16 protein-coding genes are annotated in these 19,022 nt (G+C 63.1%); 11 read left to right on the plus strand and 5 right to left on the minus strand.

The annotated features are described in order from the left end of the window. Positions 1-7 precede the first annotated feature (7 nt). From BRA471DRAFT_RS31420 to greA, 3 genes are all read left to right on the plus strand, one after another. The gene (locus tag BRA471DRAFT_RS31420) at positions 8-1,177 is read left to right on the plus strand and encodes an MFS transporter (RefSeq protein ID WP_007614695.1); all 1,170 of its coding nucleotides are present in this window, start codon (positions 8-10) and stop codon (positions 1,175-1,177) included. 145 nt (positions 1,178-1,322) lie between these two features. Next, complete coding sequence (gene carB / locus BRA471DRAFT_RS31425; protein ID WP_007614696.1) at positions 1,323-4,787, plus strand: carbamoyl-phosphate synthase large subunit; 3,465 nt, start codon at positions 1,323-1,325, stop codon at positions 4,785-4,787. 212 nt (positions 4,788-4,999) lie between these two features. Beyond that, complete coding sequence (gene greA, locus BRA471DRAFT_RS31430; RefSeq protein WP_007596674.1) at positions 5,000-5,473, plus strand: transcription elongation factor GreA; 474 nt, start codon at positions 5,000-5,002, stop codon at positions 5,471-5,473. A 186-nt stretch (positions 5,474-5,659) separates the two neighbouring features. Here the strand turns inward: greA and BRA471DRAFT_RS31435 are convergent, their stop codons facing one another. Continuing rightward, the gene (locus tag BRA471DRAFT_RS31435) at positions 5,660-6,139 is read right to left on the minus strand and encodes an Lrp/AsnC family transcriptional regulator (RefSeq protein WP_007596676.1); all 480 of its coding nucleotides are present in this window, start codon (positions 6,137-6,139) and stop codon (positions 5,660-5,662) included. 265 nt (positions 6,140-6,404) lie between these two features. On the opposite strand from BRA471DRAFT_RS31435, the gene trxB reads away from it, so the two are divergent. The 5 genes from trxB to BRA471DRAFT_RS31455 all read left to right on the plus strand — a co-directional run bounded on the left by trxB (position 6,405) and on the right by BRA471DRAFT_RS31455 (position 10,273). Continuing rightward, a complete protein-coding gene (gene trxB, locus BRA471DRAFT_RS31440) occupies positions 6,405-7,370 on the plus strand; it encodes a thioredoxin-disulfide reductase (RefSeq protein WP_007614698.1) in 966 nt (321 codons plus the stop codon). A gap of 5 nt (positions 7,371-7,375) precedes the next feature. Continuing rightward, the gene (locus tag BRA471DRAFT_RS31445; protein ID WP_007614700.1) at positions 7,376-8,299 is read left to right on the plus strand and encodes a LysR family transcriptional regulator; all 924 of its coding nucleotides are present in this window, start codon (positions 7,376-7,378) and stop codon (positions 8,297-8,299) included. A gap of 461 nt (positions 8,300-8,760) precedes the next feature. Beyond that, on the plus strand, positions 8,761-9,669 hold the full coding sequence (locus tag BRA471DRAFT_RS31450; RefSeq protein WP_007614703.1) for a 4-hydroxy-tetrahydrodipicolinate synthase: 909 nt from the start codon (positions 8,761-8,763) through the stop codon (positions 9,667-9,669). Positions 9,670-9,848: 179 nt separating this feature from the next. After that, entirely contained in the window at positions 9,849-9,995 is a 147-nt protein-coding gene (locus tag BRA471DRAFT_RS39165; protein WP_007614705.1) for a hypothetical protein, read from the plus strand. Between the two features lie 98 nt (positions 9,996-10,093). After that, positions 10,094-10,273 carry a hypothetical protein gene (locus tag BRA471DRAFT_RS31455; protein ID WP_007614707.1) on the plus strand — a complete coding sequence of 60 codons (180 nt, stop codon included), beginning with the start codon at positions 10,094-10,096 and terminating at the stop codon, positions 10,271-10,273. Positions 10,274-10,351: 78 nt separating this feature from the next. Here BRA471DRAFT_RS31455 and BRA471DRAFT_RS31460 read toward each other — a convergent pair whose 3' ends face one another. After that, complete coding sequence (locus BRA471DRAFT_RS31460) at positions 10,352-11,029, minus strand: ParA family protein (RefSeq protein WP_007596685.1); 678 nt, start codon at positions 11,027-11,029, stop codon at positions 10,352-10,354. A gap of 438 nt (positions 11,030-11,467) precedes the next feature. Beyond that, positions 11,468-11,818, minus strand: a complete 351-nt coding sequence (locus tag BRA471DRAFT_RS31465) for a hypothetical protein (RefSeq protein WP_007614709.1) — start codon at positions 11,816-11,818, stop codon at positions 11,468-11,470. Positions 11,819-12,138: 320 nt separating this feature from the next. Here BRA471DRAFT_RS31465 and BRA471DRAFT_RS31470 point away from each other — a divergent pair, with 320 nt between their 5' ends. Genes BRA471DRAFT_RS31470 through BRA471DRAFT_RS31480 form a run of 3 tightly spaced genes read left to right on the plus strand, consistent with a single transcriptional unit; the run spans position 12,139 to position 15,176 of the window. After that, positions 12,139-13,305: a CaiB/BaiF CoA-transferase family protein gene (locus BRA471DRAFT_RS31470; RefSeq protein ID WP_007614711.1), complete on the plus strand. Its 1,167-nt coding sequence runs from the start codon at positions 12,139-12,141 to the stop codon at positions 13,303-13,305. After that, complete coding sequence (locus tag BRA471DRAFT_RS31475; protein ID WP_231170992.1) at positions 13,302-14,231, plus strand: CoA ester lyase; 930 nt, start codon at positions 13,302-13,304, stop codon at positions 14,229-14,231. Before BRA471DRAFT_RS31470 ends, BRA471DRAFT_RS31475 begins: the two co-directional genes overlap by 4 nt. Positions 14,232-14,237: 6 nt before the next feature. Beyond that, positions 14,238-15,176, plus strand: a complete 939-nt coding sequence (locus BRA471DRAFT_RS31480; protein ID WP_007614714.1) for an AEC family transporter — start codon at positions 14,238-14,240, stop codon at positions 15,174-15,176. 286 nt (positions 15,177-15,462) lie between these two features. On the opposite strand, the gene tenA is transcribed toward BRA471DRAFT_RS31480, so the two are convergent. Together tenA and BRA471DRAFT_RS31490 are read right to left on the minus strand one after the other, a co-directional pair. Then, positions 15,463-16,137 carry a thiaminase II gene (gene tenA / locus BRA471DRAFT_RS31485; protein WP_007614718.1) on the minus strand — a complete coding sequence of 225 codons (675 nt, stop codon included), beginning with the start codon at positions 16,135-16,137 and terminating at the stop codon, positions 15,463-15,465. A 333-nt stretch (positions 16,138-16,470) separates the two neighbouring features. Further along, on the minus strand, positions 16,471-18,963 hold the full coding sequence (locus BRA471DRAFT_RS31490) for a patatin-like phospholipase family protein (RefSeq protein WP_007614720.1): 2,493 nt from the start codon (positions 18,961-18,963) through the stop codon (positions 16,471-16,473). Between the last annotated feature and the right edge of the window lie 59 nt (positions 18,964-19,022).

Raw genomic sequence — 19,022 nt, forward strand, 5'->3', positions numbered from 1 at the left:
TTCTCGGATGAGCGTGTTCTGGTTGGCCTTGGCGGCCTTTGCGATCGGCACGGAAGGCTTTGTCATTGCTGGGCTTTTGCCGTCTATCGCAACGGACCTGGCGATTTCCGTCCCCGCCGCCGGGCAGTTGGTCACGGCCTACGCGCTCACCTATGCGGTCGGCTCGCCGATCCTGGCGGTGACGCTGAACAATATCGACCGCCGCACCGTGCTGGCCCTGGCGCTATCGACCTTCATCGCCGGAAACCTCGCGGCGATGGTGGCGTCCAACTACGCCCTGCTGCTGGCCTCGCGCATGCTGATGGCGCTGGGCTCCGGGCTGTGCATGCCGACCGCGCTGGCCGTATCCGTGGCCGTCGCCGCGCCGGAGCGACGCGGCCGCGCGGTGGCGCTGGTTACCTCGGGCCTCACGGTTGCGACTGTCATCGGCGTTCCCCTCGGCAATCTCATCGGCAGCCTGCTCGGCTGGCGCGCGACCTTTGCCATGGTCGCGCTGATCGGCGCCGTTGCGCTCGCCGGCCTGCTGCTCGGCCTGCCCCGCGGCCTGCCGCGCAACACGGCCTCGCTCGGCGATCGGCTGGCAGTGGCGCGTCACCGCAATGTCCTGACCGCGCTTCTGATCACGATCTTATGGGCGCTCGGTGCCTTCACCGTGTTCACCTATTTCGCGATCCCGCTGCGCGGCCTCGGCTTCGATGCGTCGCAGATCAGCCTCGCGCTGCTGGTGTTCGGCGGCGCCGCCGCGATCGGGAACATGCTCGGTGGCGTCCTGGCCGACCGGCTCGGCACGCTCGCCACGGCAGGTCTCGGGCTTGCCGGCATGGCCAGCGCGCTGATCCTGCATTCGCTGGTCCTGAAGCTGATGCCGGGACAGGCGCATTATGCGGTGCTGGGCGCAATCTTCCTCTGGGGCATCTCGGGATGGGCGTTCTACCCGGCCCAGGTCGCCAGCATCATCCGGATCGAGCCGCAGGCCTCGATGATCGCGCTCTCGCTCAACGCCTCGGCCATGTATCTCGGCTTTGCGATCGGCGGTGCCTTGGGCGGCGCCGTGCTTGCGGCGTGGAGCCCGGCCGATCTCGGCTGGGTCGGCGGATTGAGCGTTTCGGCGGCTCTTCTGGTGCATGTCGCCCGGGGCTGGCAGGCTCGGCCAAAACCGGTCAAAATTGCCGGTTGATGGGCGTTTTTCGGGGTTTCGCCGCCCCGAAAACTGGTCTAAGACCCACCCCGCGCGCGAGGGGGGACCACCGCGCTCTCGGCCAAAGGGACGCGCAGCAGGCGCGCCCTTTTTTTGTGCCCAAATTCCACTTCGGCGAGAGTTGATGCCCAAACGTACAGACATCACCACCATCCTGATCATCGGCGCCGGTCCCATCGTGATCGGCCAGGCCTGCGAGTTCGACTATTCGGGCACCCAGGCGGTGAAGACGCTGAAGGAAGAGGGCTATCGCATCGTCCTCGTCAATTCCAATCCGGCCACCATCATGACCGACCCGGAATTGGCCGATGCCACCTATATCGAGCCGATCACGCCCGAGATCGTCGCAAAGATCATCGAGAAGGAACGTCACGTCATTCCGGGCGGCTTCGCGCTGCTGCCGACCATGGGCGGACAGACCGCGCTGAACTGCGCGCTGTCGCTGCGCCAGCAAGGCACGCTCGAAAAGTTCGACGTCGAAATGATCGGCGCCACCGCGGACGCGATCGACAAGGCCGAAGACCGCCAGTTGTTCCGCGAGGCCATGACCAAGATCGGGCTCGAGACGCCGAAGTCGCGGCTCGCCAACGCCTCCGCCCTGAAGAAGGCCTTCCGCGACAAGTACCAGGCCGATCGCGCAAAGGCCTCGGGCGCGGAGCTCGCAGAGCTCGAGCGGCAGTGGACGCTCGGCGAGAGCGACCGCCGCAAGCGCTACCAGGAATATGCGCTCGGCCAGGCGCTGATGGCGCTGTCCGAGATCGGCCTGCCCGCGATCATCCGCCCCTCCTTCACCATGGGCGGCACCGGCGGCGGCATTGCCTACAACAAGGAAGAGTTCCTCGACATCATCGAGCGCGGCCTGGATGCGTCTCCCACCAACGAAGTGCTGATCGAAGAATCCGTGCTCGGCTGGAAAGAGTACGAGATGGAGGTGGTGCGCGACAAGAAAGACAATTGCATCATCGTCTGCTCGATCGAGAACCTCGATCCGATGGGCGTGCACACCGGCGATTCCATCACGGTGGCGCCGGCGCTGACGCTGACCGACAAGGAATACCAGATCATGCGCGACGCCTCGCTGGCGGTGCTGCGCGAGATCGGCGTCGAGACCGGCGGCTCCAACGTGCAGTTCGGCGTCAATCCCGAAGACGGCCGCATGGTCGTCATCGAGATGAATCCGCGCGTGTCGCGCTCTTCCGCCCTGGCTTCGAAAGCCACCGGCTTTCCGATTGCAAAGGTCGCCGCCAAGCTTGCGGTCGGCTACACGCTCGACGAAATTGCCAACGACATCACCGGCGGCGCCACGCCGGCCTCGTTCGAGCCGACGATCGACTATGTCGTCACCAAGGTGCCGCGTTTCGCCTTCGAGAAATTCCCCGGCGCCTCCACCACGCTGACCACGTCGATGAAGTCGGTCGGCGAAGTCATGGCGATCGGCCGCACCTTTCAGGAAAGCCTTCAGAAGGCATTGCGCGGGCTCGAGACCGGACTCACCGGCCTCGACGAGATCGAGATCGAAGGTCTCGGCCGCGACGACGACAAGAATGCGATCCGCGCTGCGCTCGGCACGCCGACGCCGAACCGGCTGCTCCAGGTCGCGCAGGCGATGCGGCTCGGCTGGTCGGACGAGGAGATCTTCAATTCCTGCAAGATCGATCCGTGGTTCCTCAGCGAGATGCGCGGCATCGTCGACATGGAAGCGAAGGTCCGCAAGAACGGCCTGCCGGGCAACGCCTTCGGCATGCGCACGCTCAAGGCCATGGGCTTCTCCGATGCCCGGCTCGCGGTGATCGCCGAGACGACGGAGGCGGAGGTCACGGCGAAGCGCCACGCGCTCGGCGTTCGCCCGGTCTACAAACGCATCGATACCTGCGCGGCCGAGTTCGCTTCGCCCACCGCCTACATGTACTCGACCTATGAGGCGCCGTTCGCGGGCACGCCCGCGGACGAGAGCTCGCCGTCCGACAAGAAGAAGGTCATCATCCTCGGCGGCGGACCGAACCGCATCGGCCAGGGCATCGAATTCGACTATTGCTGCTGTCACGCCTGCTTCGCGCTGCACGACGCCGGCTACGAATCCATCATGGTCAACTGCAACCCGGAGACGGTGTCGACCGACTACGACACTGCGGACCGGCTCTATTTCGAGCCGCTCACCGCCGAGGACGTGCTGGAGATCATCGCGAAGGAACGCACGAACGGCACGCTGCACGGCGTGATCGTGCAGTTCGGCGGCCAGACCCCCCTCAAGCTCGCGCGGGCGCTGGAAGCCGCCGAAGTGCCGATCCTCGGCACCTCGCCCGACGCCATCGACCTTGCGGAAGACCGCGATCGCTTCAAGCGGGTGCTCGACAAGCTGCGGCTGAAGCAGCCCAAGAACGGCATCGCCTATTCGGTCGAGCAAGCGCGCCTGGTCGCAACCGATCTCGGCCTGCCGCTGGTGGTGCGCCCGTCCTACGTGCTCGGCGGCCGCGCGATGCAAATCATCCGCGAGGAAAACCAGCTCAGCGATTACCTGCTGGGCACGCTGCCGGAACTGGTGCCGGGGGACGTCAAGGCGCGTTACCCGAACGACAAGACCGGCCAGATCAACACCGTGCTCGGCAAGAACCCGCTGCTGTTCGACCGCTATCTGTCCGATGCGACCGAGATCGACGTCGACTGCCTCTGCGACGGCAAGGACACTTTCATCGTCGGCATCATGGAGCACATCGAGGAAGCCGGCATCCATTCCGGCGACAGCGCCTGCTCGCTGCCGCCGCATTCGCTGGACGACAAGATGATCGAGGAGCTGGAGCGGCAGACCCGCGAGCTGGCGCTCGGCCTCGACGTCGTCGGCCTGATGAATGTGCAATACGCCATCAAGGACGGCGAGATCTACGTGCTCGAAGTCAATCCGCGCGCCTCGCGCACGGTGCCCTTTGTCGCCAAGGTGGTCGGCACGCCTGTCGCGAAGATAGCGGCGCGCGTCATGGCCGGCGAGAAGCTTGCCGATTTCAAGCTGAAGAAGGCGAACCTCGATCATGTCGGCGTGAAGGAATCGGTGTTTCCGTTCGCCCGCTTCCCCGGGGTCGATACCGTGCTCGGCCCCGAAATGCGCTCGACCGGCGAGGTCATGGGCATCGACCGCTCCTTCGCGGTGGCGTTCGCCAAGAGCCAGCTCGGCGGCGGCACGCGGGTGCCGCGCAAGGGCACGGTGTTCGTCTCGGTTCGCGAGAGCGACAAGACGCGCATCACCGAGGCCGTCCGCGAGCTGCATTCGCTCGGCTTCAAGGTGCTGGCGACGTCGGGCACGGCCCGCTTCCTGACCGACCAGGGCATCCCGACCGAGAAGGTGAACAAGGTGCTGGAGGGGCGGCCGCACATCGTCGACGCCATCACCAATGGTGACGTCCAGCTCGTCTTCAACACCACCGAAGGCCCGCAGGCGCTCGCCGACAGCCGTTCGCTGCGGCGCGCGGCCCTCTTGCATAAAGTGCCGTATTACACCACTCTTTCCGGGGCCGTGGCGGCCGCGCGGGGCATCCGCGCCTATCTGGGCGGGGACCTTGAGGTTCGGACCCTGCAGAGCTACTTTTCGGAAACCTGATCGCGAGCGGAAGGCCCCACCTTCCGCTAAGTGATTGGCGATGAAGCCACGATGGCCGGAGGAACTGTCCGGCCATATGGTTGTTCTGTTCCGGTGCCAAGCCCATATGAACGTTCGGCGGCACGCGCGTTGAGCCCCCGGACAGACTGACGAATCAAGTTGCGTGCGCGCTGACATGTCAGGGCGCGCGCGACCGAAGGACGAGAGAAGAGATGGAAAAGGTACCGATGACAGCGGGCGGCTTTGCGGCGCTCGGGGAAGAACTGAAGAAGCGCCAGTCGGAGGACCGTCCGCGGATCATCGAGCATATCGCCGAGGCGCGCTCGCACGGAGACCTGTCGGAAAACGCGGAATACCACGCCGCGAAGGAAGAGCAGTCCCACAATGAAGGCCGCATCGCCGAGCTCGAGGACAAGCTGGCGCGCGCCGACATCATCGACATCTCGAAGCTGTCCGGCGACACCATCAAGTTCGGCGCCACCGTGACACTGGTCGACGAGGACACCGAAAAGAAGACGGTGTGGCAGATCGTCGGCGAGGTCGAGGCCGACGCCAAGAAGGGCCGCATCTCCATCACCTCGCCGCTCGCGCGCGCGCTGATCGGCAAGAAGAAGGGCTCAACCGTCGAGGTCAACGCACCCGGCGGCGCCAAGGCTTATGAGATCACCAAGGTGGAGTGGCGGTAGCGATTTGCCGTCGCATGTGATTTGAAAAAGGCCGTGCACCGCGCGGCCTTTTTTATGTGTGTGTTGCTGGCAATGAGGTGGGATGATCCTCCCCCCGCGTCATTGCGAGCGAAGCGATGCAATCTAGAATCTTTCCGCGGAGACCGCCTGGATTGCTTCGCTCCGCTCGCAATGACGGAGGAGGCTCTACCTTCGTCCCCTCACGTCCAGCGGCACGGCCGCCTCGTATTTCGAATTGTGCAGCACCAGCGAGGTCCGCACGTTGCGGACGTGTGGGGCGGCGGTCAAATGGGTGACGAAATCCTGGAAGGTAGCCATGTCGGGTGCGACGCATTTCAGGATGAAATCGACTTCGCCCGACAGCATCCAGCACTCGCGCACCAGCGGCTCGGCGCGAACGAACTCCTCGAAGGCGCGCAAATCCGCCTCGGCCTGGCTGGAGAGATGCACTGCGGCAAACACCGTAACGTCGAAGCCGAGCTTGCGCGCGTCCAGAAGCCCGCGATAGCCATGGATATACCCCTCCTCCTCCAGCGCCCGGACTCGGCGCAGGCAGGGCGGCGGCGAAATGCCGACGCGCTTGGCCAGCTCGACATTCGTGATTCGACCGTCGGCCTGAATCTCGGTGAGAATCTTCAGGTCGATCTCGTCTAGGTTCCGCGACACGTGATTGGAACTCCTGGCATTTGCGGCGGTATTGGTGGGTCTGTCGCAATCCTCATAGCCCAGACCGCATGACTGGCGCAATTTTATTGCGCGTGCAGCGCAATCGACTTTTGTTCCTTGTTGGAAAAATCCGCCGACAGGGAATGCAATTCTTGCATAGCTCACCAGAAGGCTTAGATTACCTCTGATATTTCAGCGCCTCCGCGAGGCCTCCCGGCACGTTCCGCGCCCGCGCTGCAATCCCCCGTGAAAGGCATCCGTCGAAATGTCCGCCGCTGTCCATGCAAAGGTCGTCATCATCGGCTCCGGCCCCGCCGGCTACACGGCGGCGATCTACGCCGCGCGCGCGATGCTCGAGCCGATCCTGATCCAGGGCATCCAGGCAGGCGGCCAGCTCACCATCACCACCGACGTCGAGAACTATCCCGGCTTTGCCGACGTGATCCAGGGCCCCTGGCTGATGGAGCAGATGGAGAAGCAGGCACTGCATGTGGGCACCCAGATCAAGACCGATCTGGTGACGAAGCTCGACACCTCGCAGCGACCCTTTCGCCTGACCTGCGATAGCGGCGACGTCTATCTCGCCGACACCGTGATCCTCGCCACCGGCGCCCAGGCGCGCTGGCTCGGGCTGCCGTCCGAAGCGAAATTCCAGGGCGGCGGCGTCTCGGCCTGTGCCACCTGTGACGGCTTCTTCTACCGCAACAAGCAAGTCGTAGTGGTCGGCGGCGGCAATACCGCGGTCGAGGAAGCCCTGTACCTGACCAACCATGCCTCGCAGGTCACCATCGTGCATCGTCGCGATCACTTCCGCGCCGAACGCATCCTGCAGGAGCGTCTGTTCAAGCACCCGAAGATCAAGGTGATCTGGGACTCAGCCGTCGACGAGATCTGCGGCACCGAGAACCCGAACAAGGTCACCCATGTGCGACTGAAGAACGTCAAGACCGGCGCGTTGACCGACGTGCCGACCGACGGCGTCTTTGTCGCCATCGGGCATGCCCCGGCGACCGAGCTCGTGGCCGGGCAGATCAAGCTGAAACCGTCGGGCTATGTCGAGGTCGCCCCGAACTCGACCGCCACCTCGATCCCCGGCCTGTTCGCCGCCGGCGACGTGGCCGACGAGACATATCGCCAAGCGGTCACGGCGGCCGGCCTCGGCTGCATGGCAGCGCTCGAGGCGGAACGATTTTTGGCCCTGCGCGCCAGCGAGCGCGCGGCAGCGGAATAGACATCATGGCACGCACACGCGACGGATTTACGGATATGGACTGGGACAAGCTGAAGGTGTTTCACGCGGCGGCGGAAGCTGGCAGCTTCACGCACGCGGGCGAGCAGCTCGGCCTGTCGCAATCGGCGGTGTCACGCCAGGTCTCGGCGCTGGAGCAGGAGCTCTCGGTCTCGCTGTTCCACCGCCACGCCCGCGGCCTGATCCTCACCGAGCAGGGCGACCTCCTGTTCCGCACCGCGCATGACGTGTTCATGCAGCTGCAGGCGGCGCGCGCGAAACTGACCGACAGCCGCGAGCGGCCGAGCGGCGATCTCAAGATCACCACCACGCCCGGCGTCGGCATCAACTGGCTGATCCCGCGACTCGGCGAATTCACCGCGCTCTATCCGGAGATCCGGATCTCGCTGATCGTCACCGACGAGGAACTCGACCTGTCGATGCGGGAGGCCGACGTCGCGATCCGCACCCGCAAGCCGACACAGCCGGATCTCATTCAGCGCAAGCTGTTCGCGATGGGCTTCCACGCTTATTGCTCGCCTGATTACATCAAGCGCTTCGGGACGCCGCGCACGCTGGAGGAGCTCGACTCCCACCGCATCATCACGCTCTCCGACGGCAACTTCGCGCCGCATCTTCAGAACCGCAACTGGCTGGTCGAAGCGGGGCGCAACGGCTCGGGTCCGCGCGAAGCCTATTTCAGGGTCAACAACATTCTTGGCCTCGTCCGCGCCTGTCAGCAGGGCCTCGGCATCGCCGCGCTGCCGGACTATCTGATCGAAGAACAGAGCCGCCTCGTGCAGCTGTTCGGCGAATCGGATTCGATCCAGCTCGATACGTATTTTGTTTATCCGGAAGAGCTGAAGACGGTCGCGCGCGTGCAAGTGTTCCGCGACTTCGTGGTGAGCAAAGCGCAGCGCTGGCCGTCCTGATTTCCGCATGTCTGACATGCGGCTTGGACGCTTGATGCGGGGCGCGAGGCTAGCCCATAATGTTTCTACGCTGAGCCTTCGCGTTGCGCATTTGTCCCCCTCCTCCAGTGGCGCGGGAGTTCAGTAATCCCTCTTGGAAGGTGATTGTGTCGGCCTCACGTGGCCAATACCTTAAGCCGGGCTCGATCGAGCCCGGCTTTTTTTTGGCGGATTCGGCCTTCGCCCTCCACGTGCATTGACAGTTCCATGCTTACCCCGCATCATTTGCAAATGATCACGAAGTCGTGCGCAATCTCGTCGCAGGCAGTCGCCTCGAAAAAAGGCCCCCATTCGGGGACCTCGGATTTTTGCGCGCGCTAACAGCTTCGTCATCGCGAGCCGAAACTTCGAAAACCCCGCCGCCTGGACGGGGTTTTTTCATGTGCCTCGTCTCAGGATTTTCCCGAGAAGGAGAGTGGAACATGACCGGACTACAGGAACATTTGCACGGGCTCTGGCTGCCGCTGATAACGCCGTTTCGCGACGGCGCTCTCGACGAGAGGTCGCTGCGGCGGCTGACACGGCATTACAGCGGACAGGCCGTTGACGGCTTCATCCTGGGGGCGACCTCCGGTGAAGGCATGACGCTGCGCGACGCCGAGCTCGAACGCCTCGTCGCTATCGTGCGCGACGAACTGACCACCGGCCACAGCAAGATTCCGATCTGCCTCGGACTTTCAGGCGCGGACACCTCGCGGCTGAAGGAGCGTCTCGACAAAACCGCGGATTGGCCGATCGACGGTTATCTGATCGCGAGCCCGTATTATCTGCGGCCATCGCAGCGCGGGTTGCTGGCGCATTTCGAGGCGCTCGCCGATAACGCCGCCTGGCCGATCGCGCTCTACAACATCCCCTATCGCACCTCGGTCAACATCACCAACCAGACGCTGCTGCGGCTTGCCGGGCACCCGAACATCATCGGTCTGAAGGATTGCGGCGCGAGCCGCGAGCAATCCATCGCGCTGCTGCGCGACCGCCCTGCGGACTTTCGCGTGCTGACCGGCGAGGATGCGAATTATTTCGAGGCGCTCAGCGACGGCGCCGACGGCGGCATCGTGCTGTCAGCCCATCTCGAGACCGCGACGTTCGCGGCTGTCCAAGCCGAGCTGAAGCGCGGCAACCACGATGTTGCGCTGGCGCGCTGGCAGGAGGTCGCGGACCTGACGCGCCTGTTGTTCACCGAGCCCAGTCCCGCGCCGGCAAAATACTGGCTGTGGCGCACGGGTCTGATCGACAGCCCCGAAGTGCGCCTGCCGATGGTCGAGGTCGGCAGCGAACTCGCAGTCCAGCTTGACCGCGAGATCGAACGGCGGATGCAAGTCGCAGCGTAGCTGATAGCCCCTCACCCCACCCTCTCCCCGTAAGAACGGGGAGAGGGAGTGAGAGAGCGTGTCCCGTGGTTAACCGCGCCCCAACGGCCTTCGCTGCTGCCGCATGGTGCATCCACGGCTCGTTTACGCAATCGCGCCTATCGTCTTCATTCAAAGTCTTTTCAAATGGGGGAATGATCATGGGGCAACGCATCCGCCCGACGGCGGCAGAGATGTTCGCGTCGGCCGATTTCATGCGGGGAATTCTGGTGGTGTCGTCGTTCGGGTTCTGGGCGGTGATGCTCGGCCTGATGCCGGTGCTGGTGTTTCGAGTCTGGCTGGCGTGATGCCAGCGCAGGTCCGGATGGTTAACTCGTGGTAGCACCTGTGTTCGAAAGCGCGCGAAACTGCGACCCGGATTTTTAAAATATCCCGTGTAGCGTTCATGCCCATAAGCGAAGAAATCGCGGGGGCGTTTGTGAATCATCATAACGAAATGGCGTCGCATTACGACGCTGGAGAGCAGGGCTTCACCACCGAGGACATTCTCTGGGCCGCCGGCATCTGGTCGGTGATCCTCACTTTGTCGCCGGTGATCGTGTTCTACATGCTGATGGTGGCGTAGTTACCAAGTCATCTTCCCAAAAACGCAAAACGCGCGGATGTCCGCGCGTTTTTCGTCCGGGGAATGATTTATGAAAAATTATGCCGCCTGCTTGTGCATTGCGCCGGACGCCGACGCCGTGCCGCGAATAGCCTTTACCGAACGCTCGATCGCCGCCCACAGCCTTGCGATTTCCTGCGCCGCGCGGCTCTCGGCCTGATATTCCCGCGCGCCCTCGCCGTGGCTCAGCGCCATCAGCAGATCCGAACGGTTGGTGATCTGGCCGCCCCACACCGGAGCACGGAACTTCGCCAGCGCCTCGCGGGCGATGGTGACGATCGGGCTTTCGGACTCGTCGCGGCGCGCCGGCGCACCGTTGAGCACGACCGCGTAGGGCTTGCGCGCCGCACGGCACATCTGGATGGTTTCCTGCACCGCGTTGACGTCGAACACGCCGGGACGGGCGGGAATCACCACCATGGTGGCATTGCGGATGGCGTCGTCGACGACGGCCGACAGGTTCGGCGGCGTGTCGATCAACACCCATTCATAACCGTCGCGCTTGGCAGCGGAGACGATGCCGCTGACCGAGTTCACCGCGGACTTGATCGGCGGTTCGTTGGTGCCGCGCAGCTTGTGCCACAGCGTGAGCGAGCCTTGCGGATCCGCATCGACGAGCAGGATCGGCTTGGTCGCCTTGATCTGCGCGGCGAGATGCGCGGCCAGCGTACTCTTGCCTGAGCCACCTTTACGCGATGCAAAAACAATAACGTTCATACCTCTGCCTCCAGATTGACCCCAGGCGGCGAAAATGAATCACCGCGGTGATTCGGGAAAGAAAAATTTATCATAAGTTATGTCGGCGCCATGAAATAACAAAGCGCGTTGGCTTTTGAGTCACACTGCTGCGTGCGGCGACGGCCTCACGCCGGCAATCGTGCGTTTTTTGAGCAGTGCGGCGGGAAAAAATGGAATGCAACCTCGCCGGGCAATCCATTCCGTGACTCGTTTCCATCCCGCCTTGTCGCAAGCGTCCGCACAGGAAGGCGAACAAAACGAGTCCGGTGGCTGGTGCGGGGCTGATGGCTGGGTCAGTTTGACTCAAGGGGACAGCGAACGAGGGGACCGGAAACGCAAATGCCCGGGACTTCAAACGCACTGCGCGCTGTGGCCCGGGCATGATCGAGTTTCAGAAAGGGAACGCGGTGCCCGCGGTCAGCCTTCGCTGGATTTCTTCTTCTTGGCCGTCTTCGTGCTCTTCTTCGAAGTTTTGGGCGCGATGCTGGTCGGCTTGCCGGCGCGGGGTGCGGCCGCCATGCCGGGCTCCGGTCCCGGGCGGAAGAACACCCGGCACTGCGGCGAGAGCTGCGACTTCTTCTGGATCATGCAGGCGGTGATGGCGTCGACGTTCGGTACGAACTCGCCGCACAGCCGCATCGCATCGGGGGTGCAGGCCTGCTGCTCCTCCTGGGAGTAGGCAAAGCCTTCACCCGGGTGGATCAGGACGGCCAGGGCGATCCCGGCGATTGCAGCAGCCAAGGTTTTCTTGAAACGGAACGCCGGCATCGATCCCCCCAAATGTCGAGTCGGAGCGGATAGTGGGTGAACGGCGGTTCGTTGGCAACCGAGGCGAGATGCGAAAGCCGCGACGTGTGCGGTCTCGGCAACAGGGCCCCTAAAACAAAAACCGCGAAAACAACCCCATGCACAGTAGCCAAGTCCATGTACCAATTGAACTTTGTGAATCGCGTTTTGCGGATTTTACGAAATTGGATTTGACTCGTCGGGCAAAACAGGCGCATGATGCCATCATCACAGAACGTGCGTGGGGTGGTCGGCTTGTCTCCTGCGCTGGACAAAAGCGCGAGCGGGACGGAGACGATTGCATGGAGCAAAATGAGGCGGAGCTGCCGCTGTCGGGCGTGACGGTGGTCTCGCTCGAGCAGGCGATCGCGGCTCCTCTTGCCAGCCGGCATCTTGCGGATTGGGGCGCGCGCGTCATCAAGATCGAGCGGCCGGGCGATGGCGATTTCTGCCGCGACTACGATCATGTGATGAACGGGATGTCGAGCCAGTTCGTCTGGACCAACAGGTCGAAGGAGAGCCTCGCCATCGACATCAAGAGTCCTGAAGGCCAGGAGGTGCTCGAGGCCTTGCTGCCGCAGGCCGACGTCTTCATCCAGAACCTGGCGCCGGGCGCGGCGGAGCGGCTGGGTCTCGATGCCGCATCGCTGCTGCGGAAGTTTCCCCGGATCATCGCCTGCGACGTGTCGGGCTATGGTGCCGACGGACCCTACAGCAACAAGAAGGCCTACGACCTCCTGGTGCAGTGCGAGGCCGGCGTCCTCGCCATCAACGGCACCGAGTCGGAGCCCGCCAAGGTCGGACTTTCGGTGGTCGATATCGCCACCGGCATGTACATCCTCAACGGCGTGCTGATGGCGCTGTATCGCCGCGAGCGGACCGGCAAGGGCACCGCCTTCCAGGCCTCGCTGTTCGATTCCATCACGGACTGGATGAGCTATCCCGCCTTCTACACGCAGAGTACCGGCCGGCCGCTGCCGCGCACCGGGGCCAAGCATGCAACGATAGCGCCGTATGGCCCGTTCCGCGTCGGCGATGGCAACACGATCTTCTTCGGCATCCAGAACGACCGGGAATGGCGATCGCTGTGCGCCATCGTGCTTGGCGACGCGGCCTTTGCCGACCATCCCCGCTTCCGCACCAATCCGCTGCGCATGCAGAACCGGGACGATCTGCAGGTCCATGTCGAGCAGCGTTTTGCGGCGATGAGCAGTGACGAGGTGCTGCGGCTGCTCGACGAGGCCTCAATCGCCAACGCGCATCTGAATTCGGTCGAGGCGTTCCTGGAGCACGAGCAGCTCCGCGCCCGCTCCCGGGTGCAAACGGTGGGATCTCCGAGCGGCCCGGTGATGAGCTTCCTGCCGGCTCTCACCATTCCGGGCCTGTCGCCGCGGATGGATCCGGTGCCTGACGTCGGGCAGCACAATCAATCCATCCTCAGCGAGCTCGGTCTCGCAAAGGAGACATGACGATGGCGCCTCAGCGGCCGACGCGGGTCTATCTGGCCGTTCCCGCGCATCGCTCCCGTCTCGTCGCCAAGGCCGCTGCCTCGGCGGCGGATGCGGTGTTCATGGATCTCGAGGACGCGGTGCCGCCGTCCGAGAAGAGCGCGGCGCTGGAGGAAGCCGCGCGGGCGCTGTCTTCGCTGGATTGGGGCCACAAGGTCGTCGCGGTCAGGCTCAACGCCGTCGACAGCCCCTTCATCGCGCAGGAAATCCGCAAGCTCGCTGCGCTGCCCAGGCTGGATTCGGTGATCGTGCCGAAGGCGGAGCGCGGAAGCGACATCGTCGCCATCGCCGATCAGCTGCGCGCGGCCGCGCCCCGTCGCTCTTCTCCTGTGGCGCTCGAACTGCTGATCGAGACCGCGCTGGGCCTCGTCAATGTCGACACGCTCGCCGCCGCGCACCAAAGCGTCGCCGCCCTTCATCTCGGTGTCGGCGATTTCGCGGCGTCGATCGGCGCCCGCTCCTCGGAAATCGGCGCATCGCCGGACGGCTACCGGCATGTGGGCTCCGCCCAGAGCGGCTATGCCTCCGCACCGCTCGATCTATTCGCCTATCCGATGATGCGCCTGCTGGTGGCGGCGCGTGCGTTCGGGCTGCGCGCGATCGACGGCCCTTGCGGCGCGTTCCGCGATGCCAGACTGACCGAAAGCAGCGCGCTCAAGGCGGCCGCGATGGGTTTTGACGGCAAGCAGGTGATCCATCCCGACCAGATCGAACCGACGCTGCGGGCGTTCGTCCCGTCCGACACTGAACTGGCGCACGCACGGCGGGTCGTCGCGGCCATGGAGCAGGCCGAGGCGCAGGGCCAGGGCGCGGTGACGCTCGACGGCAAGATGATCGACTATGCCAATGTGCGCATGGCGCGCCGGATCATCGAGATGGGATCGTAGCGGCGCATGGCCACCGTGCTGATCGTCGCGCCGGTATTCGCGCTGATCGCGGCCGGCTATGCCGCGGTGCTGTTTCGCTTCGTCTCCGAGACCGCGCACAAGGGCATCTCCGAATTCGCCTTCAGCATCGCGATTCCCGCGCTGCTGTTCCGCACCATCGTCGTCTCGGAATTTTCCGGCGTCAGCCCTTGGCGGATGTGGGGCGCCTATTACGGCGCGCTCGCGCTGACCTGGATCGCGGCACTGATCCTCTCGGCGCTGCTGCGCAAGCGGCGCGAGGACCGCGAGGACGGCGTCGTGTTCGCGATCGGCTCGGTCTACGGCAACATCGTGATGCTCGGCATTCCCTTGACACTCTCGGCGCTGGGCAATGAGGCGGCAGGACCGATGGCGCTGATCCTGTCGGTGAACACGCCGTTGCTCTGGCTCTGCGGCACGCTGCAGATGGAGCTGGTCGACCGCAAGCAGACGGCCTCGGCGGCGTCGCTGATCGTGCCGGTGCTGCTGGATCTTTCCCGCAACCCCATCATGCTCGCGATCGGCTTTGGCCTCGTCTGGCGTCTCACCGGCCTCGGCCTGCATCCGGTCGTCGACCGGACCGTCGAGTTGCTGGCGCAGGCGGGCTCGCCGGCGGCGCTGATCGCGCTCGGCATCAATCTCTTTCGCTTTGAGGTCAAGGGAGAGATGTTGAGCGTCCTCGTGATGAGCGCGCTCAAGCTGCTGGCGATGCCGGCGGCCGCCTTCGTGCTGGCAAAGCTGCTCGACTTGCCGCCGCTCGCGGCCGGCGTGCTCGTGCTGTTCGCGGCGATGCCGACCGGCGCGAATGCGTACATCTTCGCGGTTCAGTACCAGCGGCTGGTGAACCCGGTCTCAGGCGCGGTGGCGCTGGGCACGTTGCTGGCGGCGGTGACGTTGCCGGTGGTGGTGTGGGTGGTGGCGAGGTGAAGTGTCAAAGCTTGGGAGTGCCGCACCACCTCCCAAATATCCAATCAGCGCAGGCCCAGGAACGAGAGCACCACACCAACCACGACCACGAGTCCGACCAGATAAATAAGTCCGTTCATGTCTTAGCTCCTCAGCGTTGTCAGTCCTGCCGCAACACAAACACCCAAGGTCGTGAAAAGGTTCGGCATTGCTCGACGCCGATTTCTCCTGAAATGGGGGAACGAAAGCGACCGATCCTGCGTCGTGGCGTGCCGAGCCCCCGCCCCCATCCTGACTGCCGAAAGAGCTAATGAACGCGCTGGCCCGCGCGCCAGGCCATCTCCCAGAAGTCTGCCTCGAGTCGCGTGGCTTCCTTGAAGATCGCAATCAGCTCTGCTTCGCGGGCCGGCGTGGCGTAGAGATCGGCGAGATGCTCCATATGCGCCCGCGCTCTGGCAGCGACCTCCTGGTACGGCGCGCCGGCGTACTCCGCGATCCAGACGCGGTAGGCGTTCGTCGCAGCGTCCGCGAGGGGGAGCGAGGCGAGCCGCGTTGCGATCTCCGCGTACCCGATCACGCAGGGGGCAAGCGCCACCTTGAGAGCCAGCAGATCGCCGCGCATTCCCGCGTCGAGCACGTAGCGTGTATAGGCCAGCATCTCGGCCGCCGGAGGAGCCTGTTCAAGATCGGTCGGGGACAGACCCCAATCGGCACAGAGCTTCACATGCAGGTTCATCTCGACATCAAGGATGGCCGACAGGCCGGCCGCGGCTTCACGCATGTCGGCAAGTCTGGGCGACTTGTAGACCGCGAGCGCGTAGGCGCGAGCAAACTCGATGAGGAACAAATAGTCCTGAACGAGGTAGTGACGAAACGCCGCTTCGGGGAGCGAGCCGTCCGCCAATCCGTTCGTGAAGGGATGCTCGGTGTAGGCCTGCCACTCGACGGATGCTGCTGTCTTGAGACGCTCGAAGAAACTCACGATGTTTTTCGCCCGGTTTGCTTTTTCATGAACGCCTTTGGTTCGCTACCGATAGCGCATTGCGAACTGGGGAGCTACGGTGACCGCGGACAAAATGGCTTTGAGCAGCGTTGCGGATGGTGGCACTCTCTGCGACGGGGATTTTGTGCACTGTCACCGTAGTTACAACGCGCGTAGATTTTCGCGGTTCAGTACAAGCGCCTCGTGAACCCGGTGTCAGGCGCGGTCGCGCTGCTGGCGGCGGTGACGTTGCCGGGTGGTGGTGTAAGTGGTGCGATTTAGGTCGTTAGGGCAGAAGCTGAGGCTTGTCGATCCCATACGCAGTTCCAATCCTTAGTTGGACGGCTCCAGCATGTTGGCCGCAAGCTGCTCAAACCAATTGCGCACGTTATTGGGAGAGCGATTTCTTGTCATGAGCGCCGGTGCGAAAGTTCCTTCGACAACGTGCACGCCCAGTTGCCGGTAGGCTTCGAATTGCTCTTCGTCGTAGAATTGATCAAGAGTGGATTGATGCGGAAAATCCGGGTTCACGGACCGATATCTCTTGAGCAATTCCGCCTCGTCCCCAGTCAAAGAGAGCTTGAGATATAGCATCAGCCCGATTCCCTCGGCGCGGCCGTCGCAGGTTTTAGGATAATTGATGCGGAATAATTGAGAGTGGGTCCGGCTGAAGCGCGAATTCGGATCAGGACGGATTTCGTCGAGCCGCGGCTCGATACGAATCCCGAGATCGATTTGGGCATGACGCACGAGAGTAAGATGCCCCTGAAACGTTGACTTAGGGTCGGCCTCTCCGTCGACGCACACGATAAACTTGCATCGCCTTCGAAGAAGCTCGAATACTCCCATGTTTTCGATGTGTCCGCCGTCAGACAGGTTCAACCAACTATTCTTTTCCGTCATCATCGTGCCCGTCATTTCCCGGAGAAGGCAGGTAAATCCTGGGACCCCCCAAGTCTTCTTCGAAGGATTTGCTATCCAGAAACCCAAGCGGATGTTGAGCAAGGTCATAAGGGCCGAAAGGCTGGGAATGGAGCCCATGCCCATGTGAGGTGAAGCCGCAGCACCCGAAATCGCCATCGCCGTGGCTAGATCGACGGGGGCGCCATTCATCTTCCAATTGCTCGTCGATTCGTATCCCGTCGCTACTGAGCCAGACCAATGCTTGGAGAACAGGAAGAAATCTCCCTTCCTATCTCGGACAGCGGGGCTCGTGCTCGACGGGAGGTTTACGGTAGCGTTGATCAGATGATAGGGGGCGATGCTCGTGGCATTGAGCGAAGCGAGCGCAATGTCGTCGGTTGCGGCGCCGTTCGACACGAACGTTTTAGCGAGTCGATCGCGGTACAACTTGTGCGGACCAGTCAAGTTTATGTTCAGGAAAAACAGCGAATAGACACCGGAAACTAGCACCGTAACCACCAACAGTGCCCCGCCGCTTATATGGTGCAGCGGCGACCACCACGGCGCCTCCGGCTCCCACGGCAAGCCACCGAGCCTGCGCAACAGGTAAAAACCCAGCAAGGCTAAGATCGGAACTGCGATACCTGCCGCAAGGAGAGCAATCTTCATCAATAGTTTGCGGGCGGCATCGCTCTGGAAAATCGGCAGAAACCTGATAATGGCCGGAGCGGCCATCACGGCCGCAACCGCCGTCCCTGAAACGGACCAGGGAACGTCCAGCGCTTCGCCGAATTTCCGGTAGCCAAATTCGATCGCCGCCATAAGCGCTGATGCAGCCGTAATCGCTGCAAGCAGTGCAAGCAGAATTCCGCTGCTACGAGTGCCCACCCCCGCGCGCAGAGTAATGCCGTAGAGAAGGACAAGCATCGCCATTAGGATCGACAAGACGACGGCCAATGAGGACCAAGTGAAATCCGGCATGTATGGGATCGTCTGAACGACATTCAATGCCAAAAGGGACAGCACGAAGAGCGGCACCATCCAATTCAGCATCAACCCGGCGAGCGTACCCGTTACCAACAGCAGTCGCTCTTTGAGGTCGACTGCACTAAGATACTTGGCGTTTTGGCGCACATACCTGATGGCTACGGTATCTGGCCCGTTCGGATTACTCATCGCGTCGAACGGTTCGCCGCTTCCGATCCTTGCGGTAACGAAACTGCCGGTATAGCCGCCTCCCGAGACCGTCGACAGGAAATCGAAGTGCTTCATCAGTCCCCGGGCCGCGAGGACTTGCAGAACACCGAGACAGAACGTCGCCGATCTGATTCCACCGCCGGAAAGTGCCAAACCGACAGCATCGCTTTCCACCGCTCCGTCGATCCCGACCGCGCGTCGTCGGTTCGTCACCTCTGCTGCTTCAGAGGCGTTGATGGCGGCTCCTGCGGTTGAGGAAGTATCGACACCGAAGACGACTGGTTCGAAGCAGCGCGCGATTTCGGTATCGTCAAGGACGTCTGGCGTCACGGCGTCGGCCACATATTCGCCGTACGCCAATAATTGAAGCCGTTCGGCAAAATCGACGAGTTTTATCCGAACATTCTTCAGATCCGCGCGGAATTCATTGGCTCCGTCTTTGGAATTCAGGACGCCTGCTTCGAAGGCGCGATGCCATTTGGCCGTGACCGGGCGCAGGTCTACGTTGAGCATGCAAGTCGTGATACGCGCGAATTCCCGGCAGCCAGGATGCTTTTTCATCGCTTCCCGCGCCAGCCCAAAGATCTGCATCAGGCTCTCGAGAGCGCGCGTCTCGACGCCGTACTGATAGGGAAGCGGCTGCGTCGCGATGCGAGTCCGCAGCTCAGATAGCAGATCGTGCGCTGCGAGCTGGTCGGGTGACTGTTTGTCGGAAGCGGCGTTCATTAAGGGGCGTATCCTGACGGCAAACGGATGGTGCGATAATCACAGCAACGGCTCGTATG

It is taken from the genome of Bradyrhizobium sp. WSM471, assembly GCF_000244915.1.
Taxonomy (GTDB): Bacteria; Pseudomonadota; Alphaproteobacteria; order Rhizobiales; family Xanthobacteraceae; genus Bradyrhizobium.